22 protein-coding genes are annotated in these 21,527 nt (G+C 63.9%); 4 read left to right on the top strand and 18 right to left on the bottom strand.

Annotation, left to right across the window (positions count from 1 at the left end; translation table 11 throughout):
• The first annotated feature begins 57 nt into the window (after positions 1-57).
• Both gcvP and ppnN read left to right on the top strand, forming a co-directional pair.
• A complete protein-coding gene (gene gcvP, locus BMY30_RS00870) occupies positions 58-2,952 on the top strand; it encodes an aminomethyl-transferring glycine dehydrogenase (RefSeq protein WP_089709759.1) in 2,895 nt (964 codons plus the stop codon).
• Between the two features lie 55 nt (positions 2,953-3,007).
• Positions 3,008-4,369, top strand: coding sequence for a nucleotide 5'-monophosphate nucleosidase PpnN (gene ppnN, locus BMY30_RS00875; protein ID WP_089709760.1), 1,362 nt, complete (start codon positions 3,008-3,010; stop codon positions 4,367-4,369).
• A 165-nt stretch (positions 4,370-4,534) separates the two neighbouring features.
• On the opposite strand, the gene BMY30_RS00880 is transcribed toward ppnN, so the two are convergent.
• Both BMY30_RS00880 and BMY30_RS00885 read right to left on the bottom strand, forming a co-directional pair.
• Positions 4,535-4,903 (bottom strand): hypothetical protein, encoded by a 369-nt coding sequence (locus tag BMY30_RS00880; protein WP_089709761.1) that lies wholly within the window; start codon positions 4,901-4,903, stop codon positions 4,535-4,537.
• 1 nt (position 4,904) lies between these two features.
• Entirely contained in the window at positions 4,905-5,369 is a 465-nt protein-coding gene (locus BMY30_RS00885; RefSeq protein ID WP_089709762.1) for a flavodoxin, read from the bottom strand.
• Positions 5,370-5,502: 133 nt separating this feature from the next.
• Here BMY30_RS00885 and BMY30_RS00890 point away from each other — a divergent pair, with 133 nt between their 5' ends.
• A complete protein-coding gene (locus BMY30_RS00890) occupies positions 5,503-5,712 on the top strand; it encodes a DUF2788 domain-containing protein (RefSeq protein WP_089709763.1) in 210 nt (69 codons plus the stop codon).
• 95 nt (positions 5,713-5,807) lie between these two features.
• Here BMY30_RS00890 and ihfA read toward each other — a convergent pair whose 3' ends face one another.
• The 13 genes from ihfA to BMY30_RS00955 all read right to left on the bottom strand — a co-directional run bounded on the left by ihfA (position 5,808) and on the right by BMY30_RS00955 (position 18,167).
• Positions 5,808-6,110, bottom strand: coding sequence for an integration host factor subunit alpha (gene ihfA / locus BMY30_RS00895; protein ID WP_089709861.1), 303 nt, complete (start codon positions 6,108-6,110; stop codon positions 5,808-5,810).
• 50 nt (positions 6,111-6,160) lie between these two features.
• Positions 6,161-8,539, bottom strand: coding sequence for a phenylalanine--tRNA ligase subunit beta (pheT, locus tag BMY30_RS00900; RefSeq protein ID WP_089709764.1), 2,379 nt, complete (start codon positions 8,537-8,539; stop codon positions 6,161-6,163).
• A gap of 34 nt (positions 8,540-8,573) precedes the next feature.
• Complete coding sequence (pheS, locus tag BMY30_RS00905; protein WP_089709765.1) at positions 8,574-9,593, bottom strand: phenylalanine--tRNA ligase subunit alpha; 1,020 nt, start codon at positions 9,591-9,593, stop codon at positions 8,574-8,576.
• Positions 9,594-9,717: 124 nt separating this feature from the next.
• Positions 9,718-10,071 (bottom strand): 50S ribosomal protein L20, encoded by a 354-nt coding sequence (gene rplT, locus BMY30_RS00910; protein ID WP_021817421.1) that lies wholly within the window; start codon positions 10,069-10,071, stop codon positions 9,718-9,720.
• A 37-nt stretch (positions 10,072-10,108) separates the two neighbouring features.
• Entirely contained in the window at positions 10,109-10,303 is a 195-nt protein-coding gene (rpmI, locus tag BMY30_RS00915) for a 50S ribosomal protein L35 (RefSeq protein WP_089709766.1), read from the bottom strand.
• Between the two features lie 106 nt (positions 10,304-10,409).
• Positions 10,410-10,952, bottom strand: a complete 543-nt coding sequence (infC, locus tag BMY30_RS00920) for a translation initiation factor IF-3 (RefSeq protein WP_089709767.1) — start codon at positions 10,950-10,952, stop codon at positions 10,410-10,412.
• Between the two features lie 35 nt (positions 10,953-10,987).
• A complete protein-coding gene (thrS, locus tag BMY30_RS00925) occupies positions 10,988-12,886 on the bottom strand; it encodes a threonine--tRNA ligase (protein WP_089709768.1) in 1,899 nt (632 codons plus the stop codon).
• Positions 12,887-13,102: 216 nt separating this feature from the next.
• Entirely contained in the window at positions 13,103-13,909 is an 807-nt protein-coding gene (locus tag BMY30_RS00930; protein ID WP_089709769.1) for an OmpA family protein, read from the bottom strand.
• 301 nt (positions 13,910-14,210) lie between these two features.
• Positions 14,211-14,678, bottom strand: a complete 468-nt coding sequence (locus BMY30_RS00935) for a DUF2489 domain-containing protein (protein ID WP_089709862.1) — start codon at positions 14,676-14,678, stop codon at positions 14,211-14,213.
• A 188-nt stretch (positions 14,679-14,866) separates the two neighbouring features.
• Positions 14,867-15,787, bottom strand: a complete 921-nt coding sequence (locus tag BMY30_RS00940; RefSeq protein ID WP_089709770.1) for a heme o synthase — start codon at positions 15,785-15,787, stop codon at positions 14,867-14,869.
• Positions 15,780-16,865 (bottom strand): COX15/CtaA family protein, encoded by a 1,086-nt coding sequence (locus tag BMY30_RS00945; RefSeq protein ID WP_089709771.1) that lies wholly within the window; start codon positions 16,863-16,865, stop codon positions 15,780-15,782. The genes BMY30_RS00940 and BMY30_RS00945 overlap by 8 nt, the downstream gene beginning before the upstream one ends.
• A complete protein-coding gene (locus BMY30_RS00950; RefSeq protein WP_089709772.1) occupies positions 16,855-17,415 on the bottom strand; it encodes a hypothetical protein in 561 nt (186 codons plus the stop codon). The genes BMY30_RS00945 and BMY30_RS00950 overlap by 11 nt, the downstream gene beginning before the upstream one ends.
• Entirely contained in the window at positions 17,412-18,167 is a 756-nt protein-coding gene (locus tag BMY30_RS00955; protein WP_342027770.1) for an SURF1 family protein, read from the bottom strand. The genes BMY30_RS00950 and BMY30_RS00955 overlap by 4 nt, the downstream gene beginning before the upstream one ends.
• Here BMY30_RS00955 and BMY30_RS00960 point away from each other — a divergent pair.
• Positions 18,157-18,351: a DUF2909 family protein gene (locus BMY30_RS00960; RefSeq protein ID WP_089709863.1), complete on the top strand. Its 195-nt coding sequence runs from the start codon at positions 18,157-18,159 to the stop codon at positions 18,349-18,351. The two genes, BMY30_RS00955 and BMY30_RS00960, sit on opposite strands and share 11 nt — an antisense overlap.
• A 25-nt stretch (positions 18,352-18,376) precedes the next feature.
• Here the strand turns inward: BMY30_RS00960 and BMY30_RS00965 are convergent, their stop codons facing one another.
• The 3 genes from BMY30_RS00965 to ctaD are packed head-to-tail and all read right to left on the bottom strand — an operon-like array spanning position 18,377 to position 21,495.
• A complete protein-coding gene (locus BMY30_RS00965) occupies positions 18,377-19,240 on the bottom strand; it encodes a cytochrome c oxidase subunit 3 (RefSeq protein ID WP_089709774.1) in 864 nt (287 codons plus the stop codon).
• Positions 19,237-19,833 (bottom strand): cytochrome c oxidase assembly protein, encoded by a 597-nt coding sequence (locus BMY30_RS00970; RefSeq protein ID WP_089709775.1) that lies wholly within the window; start codon positions 19,831-19,833, stop codon positions 19,237-19,239. Before BMY30_RS00970 ends, BMY30_RS00965 begins: the two co-directional genes overlap by 4 nt.
• Before the next feature lie 30 nt (positions 19,834-19,863).
• Entirely contained in the window at positions 19,864-21,495 is a 1,632-nt protein-coding gene (gene ctaD / locus BMY30_RS00975; protein WP_089709776.1) for a cytochrome c oxidase subunit I, read from the bottom strand.
• Positions 21,496-21,527 lie beyond the last annotated feature (32 nt).

Raw genomic sequence — 21,527 nt, forward strand, 5'->3', positions numbered from 1 at the left:
GCCGTCCTCTTTCAACGATCCCCGGGGCGAGGCCCCGTCACGCACACAGGGTGTTCAATGGCTTTCGACAACCGCCGCCTGGCCGATCTGGCCGCTCATGATGCCTTCCTTAAACGCCACAACGGACTGGCCGGCACCGACGTGGACGACATGCTCGCCACCCTGGGCATGGAGAGCCTGCCTGCGCTGATCGAAGCCACCGTCCCCGCCGGCATCCGGCTGGGTCGAGAGCTGGACCTCGACCCGCCGAAGAGTGAGGCCGAGGCCCTGGACTACCTGCAGCGCCTGGCCCGCCAGAACCGGGTCGTCAAGAGCTACATCGGTCAGGGCTACTATGACACCCACCTGCCGACGGTGATCCAACGTAACGTGCTGGAGAACCCCGGCTGGTACACCGCTTATACGCCCTATCAACCGGAGATCTCCCAGGGTCGCCTGGAGGGCCTGCTCAACTTCCAGCAGACGGTCATGGACCTCACCGGCATGGAGCTGGCCAACGCCTCGCTGCTCGACGAGGCGACAGCCGCCGCCGAGGCCATGGCGCTCTGCAAGCGCGCCAACAAGAAGGCCAGCAGCGACACCTTCTTCGTCGCCGAGGATGTCTTCCCCCAGACCCTCGATGTGGTGCGCACCCGCGCCGCCTGGTTCGGCTTCGAGCTGGTGGTAGGCCCGGCTGAGGAACTCGCCAAGCATGAGGTTTTTGGCGCCCTGCTGCAGTACCCGGGCGACAGCGGACGAGTCGGCGACCTGGCGCCGCTGCTCGCTATGGCTCGAGAGCGCGGCGTGATGACCTGCGTGGCTGCCGATCTCATGGGCCTGGTGCTGCTCAAGGAGCCGGGGGCCCTCGGGGCCGACATGGTGGTGGGCTCCTCGCAGCGCTTCGGCGTGCCCATGGGCTACGGCGGCCCGCATGCCGCCTTCTTCGCCACCACCGAAAAGCTCAAGCGCTCGATTCCCGGGCGCATCATCGGCGTCTCGAAGGACAGCCGCGGCAACACGGCGCTGCGCATGGCCATGCAGACCCGCGAGCAGCACATCCGTCGCGAGAAGGCCACCTCCAACATCTGCACCGCCCAGGCGCTGCTGGCCAACATCGCCGGCTTCTACGCCGTCTACCATGGCGCCGAGGGCTTGCGCACCATCGCCTCGCGCATCCACCGCCTGACCACGATCCTCGCCGAGGGGCTCAAGGCCAAGGGTGTCGCCATGGTCCACGACAGCTGGTTCGACACCCTGCGCCTGACTGGCGTGGATGCCGGCAAGCTCCACGGCCGGGCCATGACCCACGACCTCAACCTGCGCTACTTTGAGGGTGGCGACGTGGGCCTGAGCCTCGACGAGACCACCACCGCCCATGATGTGGACGTGCTGTTCGATGTGCTGCTCGGCGAGGAACACGGCCTCTCGGTTCGCGAGCTCGACGAGAGCGTGATCGCGGCCGGCACCAGCGGCATCCCGGCAGCCTGCCGGCGCGAGTCGGACTTCCTGACCCATCCGACCTTCAGCCGCTACCACAGCGAAACGGAGATGCTGCGTTACCTAAAGCGCCTCGAGAACAAGGACCTGTCGCTGGTCCACGCGATGATCCCGCTAGGCTCGTGCACCATGAAGCTAAACGCCACCAGCGAGATGATCCCCATCTCATGGCCGGAGTTCGCACGCATCCACCCCTTCGCGCCCCGCGACCAGGTGGCCGGCTACCGGCAGATGATCGACGAGCTGGCCGCCTTCCTGGTGGAAGTCACCGGCTACGACCACATCTCCATGCAGCCCAACTCTGGCGCCCAGGGCGAGTATGCCGGCCTGGTGGCGATCCGTCGTTATCAGGCCGCCGAGGGCGAGGGGCACCGCGACGTCTGCCTGATCCCCAGCTCGGCCCACGGCACCAACCCGGCTTCCGCCGCCATGGCGCGGATGAAGGTCGTAGTGGTGGAGTGTGACAGCGACGGCAACATCGACCTCGGCGACCTGCGTGCCAAGTCCGAGAAGCACAGCGACGCCCTCTCGGCGATCATGATCACCTACCCCTCTACCCACGGGGTCTTCGAGGAGAGTGTGCGCGAGGTGTGCGACATCGTGCATGAGCACGGCGGCCAGGTGTATATCGACGGCGCCAACATGAATGCCAAGGTGGGCCTGACCCGCCCCGGCGATTTCGGCGGCGATGTATCGCATCTCAACCTGCACAAGACTTTCTGTATTCCCCACGGCGGCGGCGGCCCGGGCATGGGACCGATCGGCGTCAAGGCTCATCTGGCACCTTTCGTCGCCAACCACGTGGTGATCCCCTTGGACGGTGTCGAGGCGAGCAGTGGTGCGGTCTCGGCGGCGCCCTTCGGCTCGGCATCGATCCTGCCGATCTCCTGGGCCTACATCAAGATGATGGGTGCGCGCGGACTGCGCGAGGCCACCGAGCTGGCGATCCTCAACGCCAACTACATCGCTCGCCGGCTCGAGGAACACTACCCGGTTCTCTTCAAGGGCAGGAACGGCACCGTGGCCCACGAGTGCATCATTGACATCCGCCCGCTCAAGGCCGAGTCCGGCGTCAGCGAGGAGGACATCGCCAAGCGCCTGATGGACTACGGCTTCCACGCCCCGACCATGTCCTTCCCGGTACCCGGCACGCTGATGATCGAGCCTACGGAGTCGGAATCGCGCTACGAGATCGACCGCTTCTGCGACGCCATGATCCGTATCCGCGAGGAGGTCGCGTGCGTACAGCGCGGCGACTGGCCAGCGGACGACAACCCGCTGGTCAATGCCCCGCACACCATGGCCGACCTGAGGGACGACAGCTGGGCGCGTCCCTATAGCCGCGAGCTCGGCGCCTTCCCCTCCGAGGCGGTCAAGTCCGCCAAGGTCTGGCCGGCGGTGAACCGGGTCGACAACGTCTTCGGCGACCGCCAGCTGATCTGCTCCTGCCCGAGCATCGACGAGTATCGTGACTGATGGGCACGCCGCATCGCCAGCGTGCGCAGAGGCAATACAACAGGGAACCCCAAGGATGCCCGATACCATTTCCACCACCATCTCGCCGGAAGGCAGCCTCGAGATCCTCTCGCAGCAGGAGGTCGAGCGTCTCCACGACACATCGAGGAGCGGCCTGCACGACCTGCTGCGCAACTGCTCGCTGGCGGTACTCAACTGCGGCAACCTAACCGATGATGGCCTGGCCCTGCTCGAGACCTATCCGGACTTCGACATCGAGGTGCTGCAACAGGACCGCGGCGTGCGTCTCAAGATCACCAATGCCCCCGCCGAGGCCTTCGTCGACGGCAAGATGATTCGCGGCATCCGCGAGCACCTCTCCGCGGTGCTGCGCGACATCGTCTACGTCTACAACGAGATCCAGACCCGCCATCGCTTCGACCTACAGACCGCAGAAGGCACCACCAACGCGGTCTTCCATATCCTGCGCAAGGCCGGGACCCTAAAACCGGGACGCGACCCCAGCCTGGTCGTCTGCTGGGGCGGCCACTCGATCTCCCGCGAGGAGTACGACTATACCAAGTCCGTCGGCTACCACATGGGGCTTCGCGAGCTGGATATCTGCACCGGCTGCGGGCCCGGCGCCATGAAGGGGCCCATGAAGGGCGCCAATGTGGCCCATGCCAAGCAGCGCCGAACCCAAGGGCGCTACCTGGGGGTCTCGGAACCCGGGATCATCGCGGCCGAAGCACCCAATCCCATCGTCAACGAACTGGTGGTGATGCCCGACATCGAAAAGCGCCTGGAGGCATTTGTAAGACTGGGACACGGTATCCTGGTATTCCCGGGCGGTGTGGGTACCGCCGAGGAAATCCTCTACCTGCTGGGAATCCTGCTGCACCCCGACAATGCCGACATGGAGCTGCCGGTGATCTTCACCGGACCCGCCGACTCGGCTGACTACTTCAAGCGCATCGACGAGTTCCTGGTCTACACCCTTGGCGAGGAGGTACGCCAGCTCTACCGCATCATCGTCGACGACGCCGTTGAGGTCGCGCGTACCATGCGCAAGAACATCGATACGGTGACCGAGTATCGCCGCAACCGTCAGGACGCCTTCTACTACAACTGGCGCCTGACCGTGGCCCGGAATTTCCAGGAGCCCTTCGAGCCCACTCATGAGGCCATGGCCGGCCTGGCACTGCACCGTGACCAGCCGGTCCACGAACTGGCCGCCAATCTGCGCCGGGCCTTCTCGGGCATCGTCGCGGGTAACGTCAAGGAAAGGGGCATCCGCGCGATCGAGGCCCATGGCCCCTTCCGGCTGCATGCCGAACCGGAGCTGATGGCCCGCCTCGACGAGCTGCTGGCCTCTTTCGTGGTCCAGGGGCGTATGAAGCTCGCCGGGGACTACGTGCCCTGCTATACGCTGGGATAGCGCCGAGCGCCGAGCGCCGAGCGCCGAGCGCCGAGCGCCGAGCGCCGCAGGATGATGGCGCTTTCATGCCCGGTAGCGAAAAGAAACCCGCCAATTGGCGGGTTTCTGCGTCTCACCCGCGGCATCATCCGCGCGACCGCCGGAGGTGGCTCCGGGCACTTTCCGCTAGGCGCTAGGTGTCTTTTTCCATAGCCAGAGCGCATGCAGCAGCAACCCCAGGGTGGCGCCATGGGAGACCAGCAGCTCCCAGCCGAAGAAGTCGCTGGTCAGGGTGTGCCAGACTGCCATCATGACCAGTCCCGCGCCCAGGCTGACTCCCAGCAGACGCAGCAGCCCGGGCAGGCGCGACCGCGCCTCGTCGGAGAGCAGTCGCCACTGCAGCACGATCACCACGGCCACTACCGCCAGCGCCATGAGCATCACCGACAGGCGTGTCTCGTGCCCCCCCACCAGGTAGCGTGGCAGGGTCGCCAGCATTAGCAACCCGAGCCCCAGCAGCAGGCTGAGGCGCTCCGGTGTCGGCGTTGCCCCCACGTCAGGCTACCTTCAGTTGCTGGGCATCGATCCACTGCTCGACCCAGGGCAGGGCCTCGTCATCCGCCATGAAGGTCTCCATGGCATCCACCTCGAGGCGTTCACCAAGTCGCTGAGCTCCCTGCCCCTCGAGCAAGGCGTCAAGGTGGCGCCCGGCACCACAGAAGGTATCGCCGTAGGAGCTGTCGCCCAGGGCAATGAGACCATAGCGAAGCCCGTCGAGGCCGGGGCTCTTCTCCTCGAGATCACGGGCGAAGGGCACGATGTTGCCAGGCAGGTCGCCGCTGCCGGTGGTCGAGACGCAGAACAGCGCCAGATCGGTAGGCGAGCCGATGAGGTCGTCGAGGATCGGCTGATCGAAGATGGCGACCTCATAGCCGGCCTCCTCGAACAGCGGCTTGACCTGCTCGGCGACATCCAGAGCACCGCCATACATGGTACCTACAAAAATCTTGAGCATGGGCATGTCATGGAATTACCTGGAAATTTCGGTCGAATATTAGCATGGGGGTGCGGCATGGGGCCACGCCCTTACGCCTGCAGCATCCCCAAGGCCTGAGTATAATGTCGGCTTTCCCCGAGGCGTGCACGGAGGCATCATGCAGCAGACCTTCGAGACTTGGATCACTCCGATCATGATCGGCGGCCTGATCCTCTTCATGGGCTTCATCATCTGGGACCTGGCGAAGAAGTCCCAGGCCGGCCGCTTCGGCACCATCATGCTGTTCGTAGTGCTGGGCGCCGGGATGCTAGGCTATATCCTGAAGGTGGTCATCACCTGGATACTCGAGAGCGGCAACGGCGTCTGACGACACCTCGAATTCCGACGATAGACTATCGAAGACCGAAAAACGCCACTCATTGGAGTGGCGTTTTGCATGGTCGACAACAGAATCCAGCAGGATCAGTGTACTTCGCCAGGGTATTCTTCAACCTGGCTCTTGAGCTTCTGACCGGGTCGGAATGTCACCACTCGCCGCGCGGAGATCGGGATCTCCTCGCCGGTCTTGGGGTTGCGTCCGGGTCGTTCACGCTTGTCACGCAGGTCGAAATTGCCGAAGCCCGAGAGCTTGACCTGCTCGTTCTCGCGCAGGCAGCCGCGTATCTCCTCGAAGAAGGCCTCCACCATGGACTTGGCCTCGCGCTTGGAGAGGCCAAGTTCGGCGTGCAGATGTTCGGCCAGTTCCGCCTTGGTCAACGCACCCATGTTGTCGTCCTCATGGCGCTGGTCCTGCCGATCGACGAGACAATCGGGCCTCATGCACGCAACTCCGCCCCCAGGTGCTGACGTGACTCCGTGACGATGGCATCAACCAACTGATTGATTTCCTCGTCATTAAGCGTGCGCGATGGATGCTGCCAGGTCAAGCCCAGGGCCACGCTCTTGAAACCTTCCGGCACCCCCCTGCCCTGGTAGACATCGAACAGGTGGGATTCCACCAGCCACTCGCCGGCCTGGGCCCGGATGGTGTCGAGCAGCGACTGCACCGGCAGCTCCTCGTCGACCAAAAAGGCCAGATCACGGCGCACCTCGGGATGGCGCGACAGCGGCGTAAAAGCCGGAACCCGGCCCTGAGTCAACGCATCGAGGCGCACCTCGAAGAGCAGCGCGTCGACCTTGAGACCGAGCCTGGCGCGCACTGCCGGGTGCAGGGTGCCGATCCAGCCCGCTTCCTCGCCACGATGCAGGATGCGGGCGCACTGCCCGGGATGCAGGGCCGAATGCTCACCGGGTTCGAAGCGCCAGGCCTGCGGCTCGCCGAGTGCCAGCAGGCTCTCCAGGTCGCCCTTGAGGTCAAAGAAGTCGACCGGCTCACGGACGCCTGCCCAGCCCTCCGGTTCGCGAGGCCCGCAGACCAGGGCCCCGAGCATCGGGGTCTGGTGCAGGTGGTCGAGTTCGCCACGGAAGGTGAGGCCCGTTTCGAACAGGCGCACACGGCTCTGCTGGCGATTGAGGTTATGCTGCAGGGCGCGCACAAGGCCGGGAAAGAGACTCGCGCGCATCACAGAAAGATCGCTGGAGATGGGGTTGGCCAGCGTCGGCGACAGCGCTTCGGGATGCAGTACCTGCTGCAACTCGGGGGCGACGAAGCTGTAGGTCACGGCCTCCTGATAGCCACGCGCGACCATCTGCTGACGCAGCCGTGCCAGGGGCGTATGTGCTTCATGGGACGGCCGCAAGGCGAGGCGAACCTGGGGACGGCGCACCGGCAGGCGATTGTAGCCGTGGATGCGCGCCACCTCCTCGATCAGGTCCTCCTCGATGGAGATATCGAAGCGCCAACTGGGGACCTGCACATGCCAGCCCTGAGCGGAGGACTCGACCACCAGGCCCAGGCGTTCGAGGATCTCGGTCACCTCGTCACGAGGCAACGACTTGCCCAGCGCCTGTTCCAGACGCGACGACCGCAGGCTCGCCTCGCGGCCGTGCGGCAGGTGCGGCTCGCTTGCCACTTCTAGCAGCGGCCCGGGTTCGCCGCCGGTGATCTCCAGCAGCAGGGCGGTGGCCCGTTCGGCGGCCTCACGGGGCAGCCTAGGGTCGACACCACGCTCGAAGCGGTGCGAGGCGTCGGTATGCAAGCCATAGGAGCGCGCCTGGCCGGCGACCGCCAGCGGGGAGAAGAAGGCCGACTCGAGGAAGATGTCACGGGTCTCGGCGCTCACGCCGGAGTGCTCGCCACCCATGACGCCGGCGATGGCTAGCGGGCCTCGCTCGTCGGCAATGACCAGGGTGGCGCCGTCCAGAGTAATCTCCTGGCCGTCAAGCAGCACCAGGCACTCGCCCTCTCGTGCCAGCCGCACGACCACGCTGCCATGCAGGTTGGCGAGATCGAAGGCGTGTAGTGGCTGGCCGAGCTCGAGCATCACGTAGTTGGTGACATCCACCACCGGATCGATGGAGCGGATGCCGCCACGCCGCAAGCGCTCGACCATCCACAGCGGTGTTTTGGCGGTGACGTCGACGCCCTTGATGAGGCGTCCGATGTAGCGCGGACAGCGCTCACCATCCTCGACGCGCACCGGGAAGGTCTCGTCGTGAGTGGGGCCCACGGGAACCAGATCGGGCCCCTCGATGGTCAGGCGGTTGAGTACTCCGACCTCGCGTGCCAACCCCTTGAGGCTCAAGCAGTCGCCGCGGTTCGGTGTCAGATCCACCTCAATGGTGTGGTCGTCCAAGCCCATGAAGTCACGAAACCCCTCGCCGACCGGCGCGCTGGCCGGCAGCACGAGGATCCCCGTGGAGGTCTCCTCCTCGAGGCCCAACTCGGACGCCGAGCAGATCATTCCGCGAGACTCGACGCCACGCAGCCGAGCCTGCTTGATCGTGAAGTCACCGGGCAGCACCGCCCCGACTCGGGCGAAGGGCACCTTCTGTCCCACGGCCACATTGGGCGCTCCACACACCACCGGGACGGGCTCGCCACTGCCATCATCGACCCGACAGACGTTGAGCTTATCGGCATCGGGATGGGGCTCCTTGCCGACCACCTCAGCCACCACGACATCGCTGAAGGCGGCGGCCACCGCTTCCACGCCATCGACTTCCAGGCCTGCCATGGTGATCTGGTCGGCCAGCGCCTGGGTAGATAGCGCCGGCGACACCCAGTCACGCAGCCACTGTTCGGAAAATTTCATGACAAATCCTGTGTTCTGCTTATCCGGTGGTCAATCAGGCGAACTGCCGCAAGAAGCGCAGGTCGTTGTCAAAGAACAGCCGCAGATCGTTGACGCCGTAGCGCAGCATGGCGAGGCGCTCGGCGCCCATGCCGAAAGCAAAGCCCGTGTAGCGCTCGGCATCGATGCCGGAGTGGCGAAACACTTCGGGATGCACCATCCCGCAGCCCATCACTTCCAGCCAGCCACTATGGGAGCAGACCCGGCAGCCATCGCCGCTACACATCACGCACTGGATGTCGACCTCCGCCGAGGGCTCGGTGAAGGGGAAGTAGGAGGGCCGAAAGCGCACCGAGAGGTCATCACGCTCGAAGAAGGCGTGCAGGAAGTCCTGGATGGTGCCCTTGAGGTCGGCGAAGCTGACGTCCTCGTCGACCAATAACCCTTCGACCTGATGAAACATGGGGGTATGAGTCAGGTCGGAATCGCTGCGGTAGACGCGCCCGGGACAGACGATGCGGATCGGCGGATCGGCCTCCTTCATGGTCCGCACCTGCACCGGCGAGGTATGGGTCCTCAGCAGCCGGGTGGCATCGAAATAGAAGGTATCGGCCATGCCCCGTGCTGGATGGTGGGCGGGGATATTGAGGGCCTCGAAGTTGTGGTAGTCGTCCTCGATCTCGGGGCCGACCGCTACGTCATAGCCAATGCGGGTGAAGAGTCCCTCGATGCGCTCCAGCGTCAGGGTCACCGGGTGCAGGCCACCGCTGGGCTGCCCGCGCCCCGGCAGGGTCACGTCGAGCCGCTCGGCGGCCAGGCGCGCCTCGAGGACCGCCTTTTCCAGCGCCTGACGCCGCTCGTCCAGCTCCTGGCCCAGGGCCTGCTTGGCCTGGTTGATGCGCTCGCCCGCGGCAGGGCGCTCCTCGGCGGGCAGCTTACCGAGCCCCTTGAGCAGCGCGGTGATCTCGCCCTTCTTGCCGAGATAGCGAACGCGCAGTTCGTCCAATGCGGCCAGACTGTCGGCAGCGTGGATGGCGTCGCGGGCCTCGGCAACCAGAGTGGGAAGATGGTCCATCCGTTGAACTCCGAAGTCTTTCAAAAAGCGGTCATAAAAAAAACAGGGGAAGAGCGGCTGCTCTTCCCCTGCGACGATCATGGTCCGGCGACGTATACCGCGGCCGAACAAGGGTCGACGTCCCTTACTGGGCAGCCTTGGCCTTCTCGACGATGGCGGCAAACGCCGCCTTCTCGTGAACGGCCAGATCGGCCAGCACCTTGCGGTCGATCTCGATGCCGGCCTTCTTCAGGCCACCGACGAAGCGGCTGTAGGACAGGCCGTGCTGACGGGCACCGGCATTGATGCGCTGGATCCACAGGGCACGGAACTGGCGCTTGCGTTGGCGGCGGTCACGGTAAGCGTACTGACCGGCCTTGATGACGGCCTGCTTGGCCACGCGGAAGACGCGTGAACGGGCACCGTAGTAACCCTTGGCCTGCTTGAGAATCTTCTTGTGACGACGACGTGCGACGACACCACGCTTGACGCGAGTCATGGCTTTCTCCTGACGTTAGAGGGGTTCACCCGGGGCGTTACAGATTCGGCAGCATGCGCTGCACGAGCTGCTTGTCGGCGTCGTGGACCTGCTTCATCCCACGCAGATGACGCTTACGCTTGGTGGACTTCTTGGTCAGGATGTGACTGCGAAACGACTGCTTGTGCTTGAAGCCGTTGGCCGTCTTCTTGAAGCGCTTGGCAGCGCCGCTGTTGCTCTTGATTTTCGGCATGAGGTCAACTCCGCTCGAGGTTTCTTCAGAAAACCCGTGGCCGACGGAAGACATTGCAGCCTCCCGACCGTTGGACTGGCCGTCGGATCACTTCTTCTATTGCTGCTTACTGCTTCTTCTTGGGGGCAATGATCATGGTCATCTGGCGTCCTTCCATCTTGGGGAAGGACTCCACGGTCCCGATCTCCTCGAGATCGGAGGCGATCCGCTCCATCAGCTTGCGACCGATGTCCTGGTGTGCCATTTCACGACCGCGGAAACGCAGCGTGACCTTGCCCTTGTCGCCACCTTCGAGAAAACGGATCAGGTTCTTCATCTTGACCTGATAGTCGCCCTCGTCGGTGCCAGGCCGGAACTTCACTTCCTTGACCTGGATCTGCTTCGTCTTCTTCTTCTGAGCAGCTTTCTGCTTCTTCTGCTCGAAGACGAACTTGCCGTAATCCATGATCTTGCAGACGATCGGATCGGCATTTGAGATCTGCACAAGGTCCATACCGGCCGATTCGGCTCGCTCCAGCGCTTCGCTGGTGGGCACGATGCCCAACTGCTCGCCGTCGCTGTCGATCAGGCGAACCTGATCCTCGGTAATCCGCTCGTTCATGGGGGGGCGCTTGTCTTGAACGCGCCCTCTTGGGTTGCTTCGCTTGATGGTTCCGTCTCCACTTCAGCTTTGGGAAGATGTCGCTATTGCCGCTCGGCCCGAACACGGTCGATGAAGGCATCCACCCCCATCGTACCAAGATTCTCGCCACTGCGTGTACGCACGGCCACCGAGTCGGACTCGACTTCCTTATCTCCCACCACCAGGAGATAGGGGACCTTCTGCAACGTATGCTCGCGGATTTTAAAGCCGATCTTCTCGTTCCTCAAGTCCGACTTGACGCGCAGACCGACTTTCTGCAGCCGCTTCACCAATGACACGGCATAGTCGCGCTGTGCATCGGTGATGGTCATGACTACCATCTGCTGGGGAGCCAGCCAGAGTGGCATGGCCCCGGCATAGTGCTCGATGAGGATGCCGAGGAAGCGCTCGAAGGATCCGAGGATCGCCCGATGCAGCATTACCGGCGTCTTGCGGACACCATCCTCGTCGACGAACTGAGCTCCCAGCCGCCCTGGCAGGTTGAAGTCGAGCTGCAGGGTACCGCACTGCCAGACCCGGTTAAGACAGTCGCGCAGCGAAAACTCGATCTTGGGCCCATAGAAGGCACCCTCGCCCGGCTGCAAATCCCAATCCAGGCCGGTAGCATCAAGCGCGGCCTCGAGGCCTGCCTCGGCGCGGTCCCAGAGCTCCGGCTCGCCCATAAATCCTTCGGGGCGAGTGGAGAGCTTGAGTTCCACGTCTTCGAAGCCGAGCTCCCGATAGACCTCGAGGGTAAGGGCAATGAAGGCCTCGGCCTCGGACTGGATCTGCCCCTCGGTGCAGAAGATATGCGCATCGTCCTGGGTGAAACCGCGCACCCGCATCAGTCCATGCAGGGAGCCGGAGGGCTCGTTGCGGTGGCAGCTGCCAAACTCGGCCAGGCGCAGCGGCAGGTCGCGGTAACTCTTCAGGCCCTGGTTGAACACCTGCACGTGACAGGGACAGTTCATCGGCTTGACAGCATACTCGCGCTTTTCCGACTCGGTGGTGAACATCAGGTCGCTGTAGTGCCCCCAGTGGCCGGAGGCCTTCCACAGCGAGAGGTCTACCACCTGGGGCGTCTTGATCTCCTGGTAGCCGTTCTCGACCTGAACCCGGCGCATGTACTGCTCCAGGGTCTGATAGATGGTCCAGCCATTGGGGTGCCAGAAGACCATGCCCGGCGCCTCCTCCTGGAGGTGGAAGAGATCCATCTTCTTCGCCAGCTTGCGATGGTCGCGCTTCTCGGCCTCTTCGAGACGCTTCAGATAGGCCTTGAGCTGCTTCCTGTCGGGCCAGGCCGTGCCGTAGATGCGTGTCAGCATCGGGTTCTCGGCGTTGCCACGCCAGTAGGCACCGGCCAGCTTGGTCAGCTTGAAGGCTTTCAGGTGCCGGGTGTTGGGCACATGCGGCCCCCGGCACATGTCCACGTACTCCTCGTGGTGGTAGAGACGGATGGTCTCGCCCTCGGGGATCTCGCGCACGATCTCCTGCTTGTAGGGCTCCTCGCGGTGCAGGAAGGCCAGCATCGCCTGGTCGCGGTCCACGTACTCGCGCACCACATCGTACTCGTGGTCGATCAGCGCCTTCATGCGAGCCTCGATTATCTCGAGGTCATCGGGGGTCACCGAACGCCCGAAATCGACGTCGTAGTAGAAGCCATCCTCGATCACCGGTCCGATGGCCATCTTGGCCTCGGGATAGAGTTGCTTGACGGCGTGGCCGATAAGGTGGGCGCAGGAATGCCGGATGACCTCCAGCCCTTCTGAATCACGGGCGGTGAGGATTGCCACTTCGGCGTCGCGGTCGATGACATCGGCGGCGTCCACCGCTACGCCGTCGATCTTGCCGGCCACGCAGGCCTTGGCGAGACCGGGGCCGATGCTCTCGGCCAGTTGCATCACGGTGAGGGGGGCGTCGAAGGATCTCTGACTGCCGTCGGGCAGGGTCACGATGGGCATGAAGGGTCCCTTGTGCGCAGTGGTGATCCATACCAGGGATCACGTGTCGCCAGAAGAATGGTCGTGGAAAAATCGACGCCTAGACTAGCAGAAGCACACCCTGCGGCGCCATGGCGGGCGAGGCCCCCACACGACAGAAGGCGCCCGAAGGCGCCTTCTGTCGTTCTACCGTCAGCCCCGGAACTCTTCCGGGGCCATGGTTGAGTCAGGTGAGGATCACTCCCACTCGCCCAGTTCCACGCGACGGTTCATGGCACGACCCGCTTCGGTGTCGTTGGTGGCCACCGGCTGAGATTCACCGTAGCCGATAGTGCGCATGCGCTCCATGTCGACACCCTGGCGGGCCAGGAAGTCAGCCACAGAGTCAGCGCGACGCTGGGACAGATCCTGGTTGTAGGCCTCGCTGCCCCTGGAGTCGGTATGACCCTCGATGCGCACGCGAACGTTCTCGTTGGAACGCAGCTTCTGGGCCACGTCGGCGAGGATCTGCTCGGCACCCATGGTCAGGGTCGCGGAGTCGAACTCGAAGTTGACGTCACGCAGCACCAGGTCCTCTTCGCAACCCAGAGCGTTGACCTCGACACCGGCCGGCGTCCCCGGACACTGGTCCTGGAAGTCCGGCACGCCGTCGTTATCGGAGTCCAGCGGGCAGCCCACGGCGTCCACTGCAACACCGGCCGGCGTGCCCGGGCACTGGTCATTGGCATCGTTGACGCCATCACCATCGGTGTCACGCGGCGCCGGCTCGACAGGTGCCGGTGAGGTGTCGGCGCACAGCATAGCACCGATGGTGGCACCCGCCGTGGTGCCGATAGCAGCACCGGTATCCTCATCGGAATCACCGCCAGCTGCGTACCCTAGGCCACCACCGATCAAGCCGCCGGCCAGACCGCAAACGAACGGGTGCATGGAACTATCGGACGTCGCACCACCGCCACCGGATTGAGAAGCAGAGCTGGCACAGCCTGAAAGGCCAACTACCAGCGCGGAACCGAGCAACAAGCCAGTCGTGGATGTTTTCATGTAAAACTCCTTCTTATTGACTACATCCCGGTGTGACAGGTCAACGCCTTGATCACCCAGGGTTCCGAGGAATGACCCGAGGGAAGCGGTCCCCGATCCGCTTCCTGCACCTATCAAGAAAGCACGAAAGTGCCTTCTAGGCCAGTGCGGTCCTCTAATGGCCATGGACTCAAGCCATAAATCAGCCATCTACGAGACTCGACAAGCTTGCAGTACAGACCGGGAGGTTGCAATCAAAGGGTGGTGCCAATCGCAAGAAACATCGTCACACCATGGAGCAAAGCACGTGTCAGCGTAGCGTTCAGTGCAGACTGCCCGGCCAACCACGGCGAAATTCCATCACCGCCGCCGCTGCCTTGAGCACAGGCTCGCGGAACTCCTCCTCCACGGCCAGGCGCTCGCGATCCTCGCGAATGCGGTCGCGAGGGGTCAGCGCCTGTCGAGCGGAATGGGTATGCAGGTGGCGGGTGCGACGGTGCACCTCATCGAAAGCCTTAAAATCGGGTCGCTCGGTGAGTGTCTCATCGAGTATCTCCAGCAGCACCTTGCAGCGCCAGCTGCCTTCGGTGATATCAACCTGATCCTGCGCCAGTGCCGAAGCAACTATCTCAAGGTTCTCCAGACAGTTGCGATGAGCGCGGTATAGCTCCTCCTCGCGGAAGCCCTTGCGCCGCTGTACCTCCTTCCAGAGGGTGTAGGCATAGGCCCCTAGGCCGGCGATGATGGCCAGGGCAAGGCCGAGAAGTATCAGTGCCAGGGTATTGGTCATGGGGATGTCCCAGCGGGTTCGTGGCATGTATAGCCATTGTACACATTGCCACCTCCCTCTCGAAATGGCCTATTTTCTGATCATCACGCTGTAGTGAGCGGTCGACAACGACCATGACGCAAGGAGCCCGGCCACTCAGCGGGGCTCCTTGCCTGTAAAGAAAATGGTACAGCGTCTTCAGCAAGGCCTCAGGCAACCAGCATCCAGGCAGTGCCATAATGGTCCAGCAGCAATACGCCGAACACGCCCAGGATGTAGCGGATGGAGAACCAGAAGGCCGCCAGGGGGGCCGACGGATCATGGCCTCTCCAGACTCGCCAGTTCCATACCATGAAGCGCAGATTGAGCGCCATCACCCCCAGCAGGTAAAGTTCCCCGCTCATGCCGATGGTGAAGGGCAACAGGGTCACCGCTACGGTCAGCCAGCCATATAGCCACACCTGCAGTCGCGTGAAGGCCTCGCCGTGTGTGACTGGCAGCATCGGCACCCCGGCGCGTGCATATTCGTCGCGCTTGTGGATCGCCAGCGCCCAGAAGTGCGGCGGCGTCCAGGCGAAGATGATCAGCATCAGCAGCAGAGGTTCAGGGCCCAGCTGACCCGTGACCGCCGTCCAGCCCAGCAGTGGCGGCGCGGCCCCCGCCACCCCACCAATGACGATGTTCTGTGGCGTGGCATGCTTGAGGAAGGCGGTATAGATCAGCGCGTAGCCGATCAGCGACCCCAGGGTCAACCAGGCCGTCAGCGTGTTGACCTGCCAGGCCAGCAGCCCGATGCCACAAACCGAGAGCAGCGTAGCCCAGACCAGGGCCAGCGGTGTGGGCATGCGCTGGGTGGCCAAAGGGCGGCGAGCAGTACGCAGCATCAGCGCATCCAGACGGCGGTCGACCACATGGTTGAAGGCCGCGGCGCCACCCGCGGCCAGGCCGATGCCGATCAGGCCGAATATCACGGCCCCAGGGTCCGGCAGTGGCGCCGCCAGCAGCATGCCAACCAGGGTACAGACCAGCATCACCGCCACGACCCGGGGCTTGCACAGCGTATAGAGGTCTCGCCAACCCCAGCCGGCGAGGTGACCGACCGTCACACGCTCCATCATGGCGTCAGACATTAGCTAACTCCCCTTTCATCCTATTATTCCCCGAGCTCGGCAGCGCGAAAGCTGCCGGAATCTTCGACCAGCGCCAGTGCCAAAGGGCAAGAGTCATGGCAACCACCAGCAACACCGCCCCGGCAGTATGCAGCAGGGCCAGCCACAGGGGCAGCCAGGCCAGCACGTTGGCGATGCCGATCACCACCTGAAACGCATAGGTTCCGACCAACAGCGCCAGCCAGGAGCGCATGCCAGCTTCCCGCAGGTAGCGAATGGCAAGCACTAGCAGACTCAAGCCCAGGGCCAAGGCACCTAGCCGATGCCCGACCTGGATGGCGCTGCGCGCCTCGGCATGCAATTGGCCGTGAAGATAATTGGGACCCACCGTTTGAGTCAGGTGGAAGCCCTCACTCCAGTCCAATGTCGGCCACCACTGGCCGTTGCAGGTGGGAAAGCCCTGACAGGCGATTCCTGCATAGTTGCTCGACGTCCAGCCACCCAGCGCCAGTTGCCCCACCAGCAACAATATAGCCCCCCCCCATAGCGGGGTCAGGCGCCGAGGGGGTGGTGCCGCCCTGCCCGCACCGGATGAAAATCGACGCAGCCGCAGATGTAGCCAGAGGAACAGCACCATCACCGTCAAGCCACCCAGCAAATGCAGGGTCACCACCTGGGGCCATAGCTTCAGAGTCACCGTGAAGGCCCCGAAAGCGCCCTGCAAGAGGATCACCGCCAGCAGTGCCAGGCTGGTGACCCAGGGATACCCCACTTCCCGCCGCCAGCGAGCGCCTAATACCACCAGAGCGATGACCACCAGTCCCAGGGTCGAGGCCAGATAGCGGTGAATCATCTCCACCCAGGCCTTGGCAGACTCCAGCGGCACTTCAGGGGAGTGCGCCAGGGCGCGGTCGGCATCCGGCACCACCAAGGCACCGTAGCAACCTGGCCAGTCGGGACATCCCAGGCCGGCATCCACCAGCCGTGTCCAGGCCCCCACCAGCACCACTACGGCGGTGAAGACGACCCCAGCCAGACTGAGCCTCACCAGCCAGCGAAGGCGACTATCCTCGCCTGCTGCCAACGCGCTACTCGCCATCGCCAGTGCCCCCTACCACGGTCGAGGGGCTTTCGTACCGCGCCGAAGGTGGCTCGGGGTTCATGCGCAGCAGGCGCCGCAGGTCATCGAGCACGTCAGCGGTCGCAACATTCGGAGCATAGCCGAGCACGGGACGCCCCTCGGGATCTAGGATCCAGAGGCGGTGGGGGGAGCGCCAGTCGGCTTCACCCGTCCACTGTGCCAGGGACGCACCGGGAAGTGGCTCGCCACCACCGCCAATGCGCAAGCGGCTGACACGGTCAGCCTCGCGACCCAGGGCGCGATGCAGGCGCCACCAGCGATCGGCATTGGCACCACATGCCTCGGGGCAATCGAATGCCAGCAGCCAGTCGCCTTCCCCCTGCTTCTCCACGTCCGTCAACGGCCACTGCGAAAGCTCGGGAAGCGAGGGTTGCAACTCGCCATGGGCGGTGCGTCCCTCGGGAATCCCGATGCGCCATTCCACCATGCCCCAGGCAACGGCCACCGGCAGGGCAAAGATCGCAAAGAATGCCAATAGCTTGAGGCGTTGACGTCCAGCATGCGTCATCGGGGAGTCTCCTTGCTCGGGAGGGACATAGGGTTGGAGCGGTGCGTCTGGCGCCGTGCGCCCACCAGCATGATCACCAGAGCCGCCAGGGCCAACCCCCACCACTGAAAGGCATAGCCCAGATGACGTTCCGGCAACACCACGCTGGGCTGCCACCAGGAGTCAAGATGGCCTGGCCCTTGCTCGAGGTGCAACCAGCCGGGGTAGGCAAATGTCGGCTCGAGACCCCAGGCCGAGAGGTCGATGCGCTGCAGGCGCGTACCCTCCCGGTTGGGACCGAACAGCGGCGCTGCCTCGCCGGACGTTTGCCAGCGACCTTCCAGGGTCACCACCCCGGTGGGCGTCTCGACCGTTGGGGCCGCTCGGCTGGGGCCGGTCGCCAGGAAGCCACGCTGCACCAGCCACAGGCGTCCGTTGACGTCGAGAAACGGTGTCAATGGCGCTACCCCGAGGCGACCCTCATGAGTGCGATTGTCGAGGAACAGGGTCTGTTCGGCGAGATACTCACCCTGCACGACCAGCTGCGCACCGGCTGGCGGGGCGGTCGCCGGCGCCTCGATCCGCGGTGCGGCCGCCAGGCGAGCCAGATAGTCGCGCTTGTCGGCAGCACGCTCCCACTGCCATAGTCCCAGTGCGAGGCCAAGCACCACCAGGCAGGACCAGAACCCCCACCAGCCGATCCGACGTGCCGCTGAAAAACCGCGACGCCCACCGGACGTCGCGCCATTCTTGGAGCCGTGAATGTTACTCAAGATATTGATTGCCCTTGTCTTCCTGGCCATGGTCACGAGCCTGGCAATGGGTGCCGGTTTCCTGATCCGGGACGGCAGCCGCTCACGGCGCGTGCTGGTTTCCCTCAAGGTCCGCGTGGCCCTGGCCGCCCTGTTGCTCGCCCTGCTTGGCTACGGGTTTACCCTGGGTGGCCTCGGCAGCTGACAGGAGTTGGCGCTGATCGCAGCGCTCAGAACACATAGACGAAAATGAACAGCCCGATCCATACCACGTCGACGAAGTGCCAGTACCAGGCCGCCGCTTCAAAGCCGAAGTGGTCGTCGGCCGTGAAGTGCCCACGAAACACCCGCCACAACATGACCGCCAGGATGATGGTACCAATGATCACGTGCAGCCCGTGGAAACCGGTGAGCAGGAAGAAGGTGGCACCATAGATGCCTGCCTGCAACGTGATGCCGTAATGGGCATAGGCCTCGTAGTACTCGACCCCCTGAATGGTGATGAAGCACAAACCCAGCAAGACGGTTACCGTTAGCCAGAAGCGGGCACTGTCGCGAAACCCCTCCTTCAGACCCTCGTGGGCGATGGTCAGGGTGATGCTCGATGACACCAGGATCAGGGTATTGACCAGCGGCAGGTGCCAGGGACTGAGGGTCTCACTAGGCCCTTCGATGGAAGCTCCCGGCGGGTTGAGCAGCGGCCAGCTGGCGGTGAAGTCCGGCCACAGCAGGGACGCCACTCCCTTGGCGCCCTCCCCGTCGAGCCAAGGCAGCGCAAAGGTCCGTACGTAGAAGAGCGCCCCGAAGAACGCAGCGAAGAACATCACCTCCGAGAAGATGAACCAGGCCATCCCCCAGCGGAAGGAGCGGTCCATCTGGTCATCGTAGAGGCCGCCCCGCGACTCGAGCACCACATCGCGGAACCACAGGGCCATCACCGCCAGCACGCCGACCAGGCCGAGCGCCATGACCGGCATGCCCGCCGAGCCATGCACCAGCACAGTGCCAGTGCCGATCATCATCGCCCCCAGCGCCAGCGACGCCAGGATGGGCCACTTGCTGGACTCGGGAACATAGTAGCTGCCACCGCTCATGCGCTATCTCCTTCTTCGATCGGCCCGCGTGGCGACACTGCTGCCTGCGCCGGCTGCACGGGATAGAGGGTGTAGACCAGGGTAACTGTCTTGATGTCGGCCGGCAGATCCCGGGTCAGTTGAAAGACCAGCGGGGCCTCCAGGCGCTCGCCACCCGCCAGACGCTGCTCCTGAAAACAGAAGCAGCTGAGCTTGCGCAGATGCACCGAAGCCTCAGAGGGGGAAACACTGGGCACTGCCTTGGCGTGGCTGGCCTCGCCACCCCGGTTACGGAAGGTGAAGGACACCTCGTTGCTCTGCCCCGGATGAACCCGGACCTGGCGTGTCTCCACATCCAGTTCCCAGGGCAGGCCTGCGCTGGCACGGGTAATGAACTGCACCGTCACCATCCGCGAGGTGTCGACTTCCTCATGCACCAGCATCTGGGCTGTGTTGCTGGTCTTGCCGTTTAGACCGGTAACTTCGCAGAAGACGTCGTAGAGCGGCACCAGCGCGAAGGCGAAGGCGAACATCCCCGCCAGCACCACCAGGGTACGGGTCACGGTCCGTCGCACGCCGTCCCTGTTGGTTGCCTGCTCGTCATGGTGGGACATCCCTGCCTCCCGCGTCTCTGCCGACGTCACTCAGTGCTGATGGGGATGAAAGTCCGGGGGCGTTTCGAAGGTGTGAAGCGGTGCCGGGCTAGGCACGCTCCACTCCAGATCCTCGGCCCCCTCCCAGGCCTTGGCCGGCGCCTTTTCGCCACCGCGCACACACTTGATGATCACCAGCACGAAGAGCAGCTGGGAGGCGCCGAACAGGAAGGCGCCCATGCTCGCGGCCAGGTTGAAGTCGGCGAACTGCAGGGCATAGTCGGGGATGCGTCGCGGCATGCCGGCGAGCCCCGAGAAGTGCATCGGGAAGAAGGTCAGGTTGACGCCGATCACGGATAGCCAGAAGTGCCATTGGGACAGCCGCAGGTTTGGATAATGGCCGGTCCACTTGGGTAGCCAGTAGTAGGCCCCGGCCAGGATCGCGAAGAGCGCACCGGGCACGAGCACATAGTGGAAGTGCGCCACCACGAAGTAGGTGTCGTGATACTGGAAATCGGCCGGCGAGATAGCCAGCATCAGCCCCGAGAAGCCACCGACAGTAAACTGCACCACGAAGGCCAACGCGAAAAGCATCGGTGGCTCGAAGCTGATCGAGCCACGGAACATCGTCGCCACCCAGTTGAAGATCTTCACCCCTGTGGGGACCGCGATCAGCATGGTGGTGTACATGAAGAACAGCTCGGCCACCAGCGGCAGGCCCACCACGAACATGTGATGCGCCCAGACCAGGAAAGAAAGGAGGGCGATGGCCGCCGTGGCGTAGACCATGGAGGCGTAGCCGAACAGCCGCTTGCGGGAGAAGGTCGGGATGATCGCCGAGACGATGCCGAAGGCCGGCAGGATCATGATGTAGACCTCGGGGTGCCCGAAGAACCAGAACAGATGCTGGAACAGTACCGGATCACCGCCGCCGGCCGCATTGAAGAAGCTGGTGCCGAAATTGATGTCCATCAGCATCATGGTGATCACCCCGGCAAGCACCGGCATCACCGCGATCAACAGGAAGGCGGTGATGAGCCAGGTCCAGACGAACAGCGGCATGTCCATCATACGCATCCCCGGGGCGCGCAGGTTGAGGATGGTGGCAATGATGTTGATGGCACCGAGGATCGAACTGATACCCGCGATGTGCAGCGAGAGGATGAAGAAGGTGGTGGACGGCGGCGCATAGGTGGTCGAGAGCGGCGCATAGAAAGTCCAGCCGAAATTGGGCCCGCCACCCGGCATCAGCAGGGTGCTGAGCAGCAGGGCGAAGGCCACCGGCAGCAGCCAGAAGCTGAAGTTGTTCAAGCGCGGCAAGGCCATGTCCGGGGCACCGATCTGCAGCGGTACCATCCAGTTGGCGAGCCCCACGAAGGCAGGCATGATCGCCCCGAACACCATGATAAGGCCATGCATGGTGGTCATCTGGTTGAAGAATTCGGGCCGCACCAGTTGCAAGCCGGGTTGGAACAGCTCGGCGCGCACCACCAGGGCGAAGATCCCCCCGATGAAGAACATCGTCAGCGAGAAGATCAGGTAAAGGCTACCGATCTCCTTGTGGTTGGTGGTCAACAGCCAGCGCATCAGCCCACGGGGCCGGGCATGTCCGGCCTCGGCCATGCCACCGGCGGTGGCCGTGCTGTGCTGCGGTGTCGGCTTGGGTGGCAGGTGGGAAGCCATCGGAAATCTCCCTGTTGGGCATCACGAAAGAG

This window comes from Halomonas daqiaonensis (genome assembly GCF_900109725.1).
Taxonomy (GTDB): domain Bacteria; phylum Pseudomonadota; class Gammaproteobacteria; order Pseudomonadales; family Halomonadaceae; genus Halomonas; species Halomonas daqiaonensis.

Excerpts from the sequence above, each read along its gene's own strand:
- gcvP (WP_089709759.1), top strand. The coding sequence starts at position 58 with ATGGCTTTCGACAACCGCCGCCTGGCCGATCTGGCCGCTCATGATGCC.
- ppnN (WP_089709760.1), top strand. The coding sequence starts at position 3,008 with ATGCCCGATACCATTTCCACCACCATCTCGCCGGAAGGCAGCCTCGAG.
- BMY30_RS00885 (WP_089709762.1), bottom strand. The coding sequence starts at position 5,369 with ATGCCCATGCTCAAGATTTTTGTAGGTACCATGTATGGCGGTGCTCTG.
- BMY30_RS00890 (WP_089709763.1), top strand. The coding sequence starts at position 5,503 with ATGCAGCAGACCTTCGAGACTTGGATCACTCCGATCATGATCGGCGGC.
- ihfA (WP_089709861.1), bottom strand. The coding sequence starts at position 6,110 with ATGGGTGCGTTGACCAAGGCGGAACTGGCCGAACATCTGCACGCCGAA.
- pheT (WP_089709764.1), bottom strand. The coding sequence starts at position 8,539 with ATGAAATTTTCCGAACAGTGGCTGCGTGACTGGGTGTCGCCGGCGCTA.
- pheS (WP_089709765.1), bottom strand. The coding sequence starts at position 9,593 with ATGGACCATCTTCCCACTCTGGTTGCCGAGGCCCGCGACGCCATCCAC.
- rplT (WP_021817421.1), bottom strand. The coding sequence starts at position 10,071 with ATGACTCGCGTCAAGCGTGGTGTCGTCGCACGTCGTCGTCACAAGAAG.
- rpmI (WP_089709766.1), bottom strand. The coding sequence starts at position 10,303 with ATGCCGAAAATCAAGAGCAACAGCGGCGCTGCCAAGCGCTTCAAGAAG.
- thrS (WP_089709768.1), bottom strand. The coding sequence starts at position 12,886 with ATGCCCATCGTGACCCTGCCCGACGGCAGTCAGAGATCCTTCGACGCC.
- BMY30_RS00930 (WP_089709769.1), bottom strand. The coding sequence starts at position 13,909 with ATGAAAACATCCACGACTGGCTTGTTGCTCGGTTCCGCGCTGGTAGTT.
- BMY30_RS00935 (WP_089709862.1), bottom strand. The coding sequence starts at position 14,678 with ATGACCAATACCCTGGCACTGATACTTCTCGGCCTTGCCCTGGCCATC.
- BMY30_RS00940 (WP_089709770.1), bottom strand. The coding sequence starts at position 15,787 with ATGTCTGACGCCATGATGGAGCGTGTGACGGTCGGTCACCTCGCCGGC.
- BMY30_RS00945 (WP_089709771.1), bottom strand. The coding sequence starts at position 16,865 with ATGGCGAGTAGCGCGTTGGCAGCAGGCGAGGATAGTCGCCTTCGCTGG.
- BMY30_RS00950 (WP_089709772.1), bottom strand. The coding sequence starts at position 17,415 with ATGACGCATGCTGGACGTCAACGCCTCAAGCTATTGGCATTCTTTGCG.
- BMY30_RS00960 (WP_089709863.1), top strand. The coding sequence starts at position 18,157 with ATGTTACTCAAGATATTGATTGCCCTTGTCTTCCTGGCCATGGTCACG.
- BMY30_RS00965 (WP_089709774.1), bottom strand. The coding sequence starts at position 19,240 with ATGAGCGGTGGCAGCTACTATGTTCCCGAGTCCAGCAAGTGGCCCATC.
- BMY30_RS00970 (WP_089709775.1), bottom strand. The coding sequence starts at position 19,833 with ATGTCCCACCATGACGAGCAGGCAACCAACAGGGACGGCGTGCGACGG.
- ctaD (WP_089709776.1), bottom strand. The coding sequence starts at position 21,495 with ATGGCTTCCCACCTGCCACCCAAGCCGACACCGCAGCACAGCACGGCC.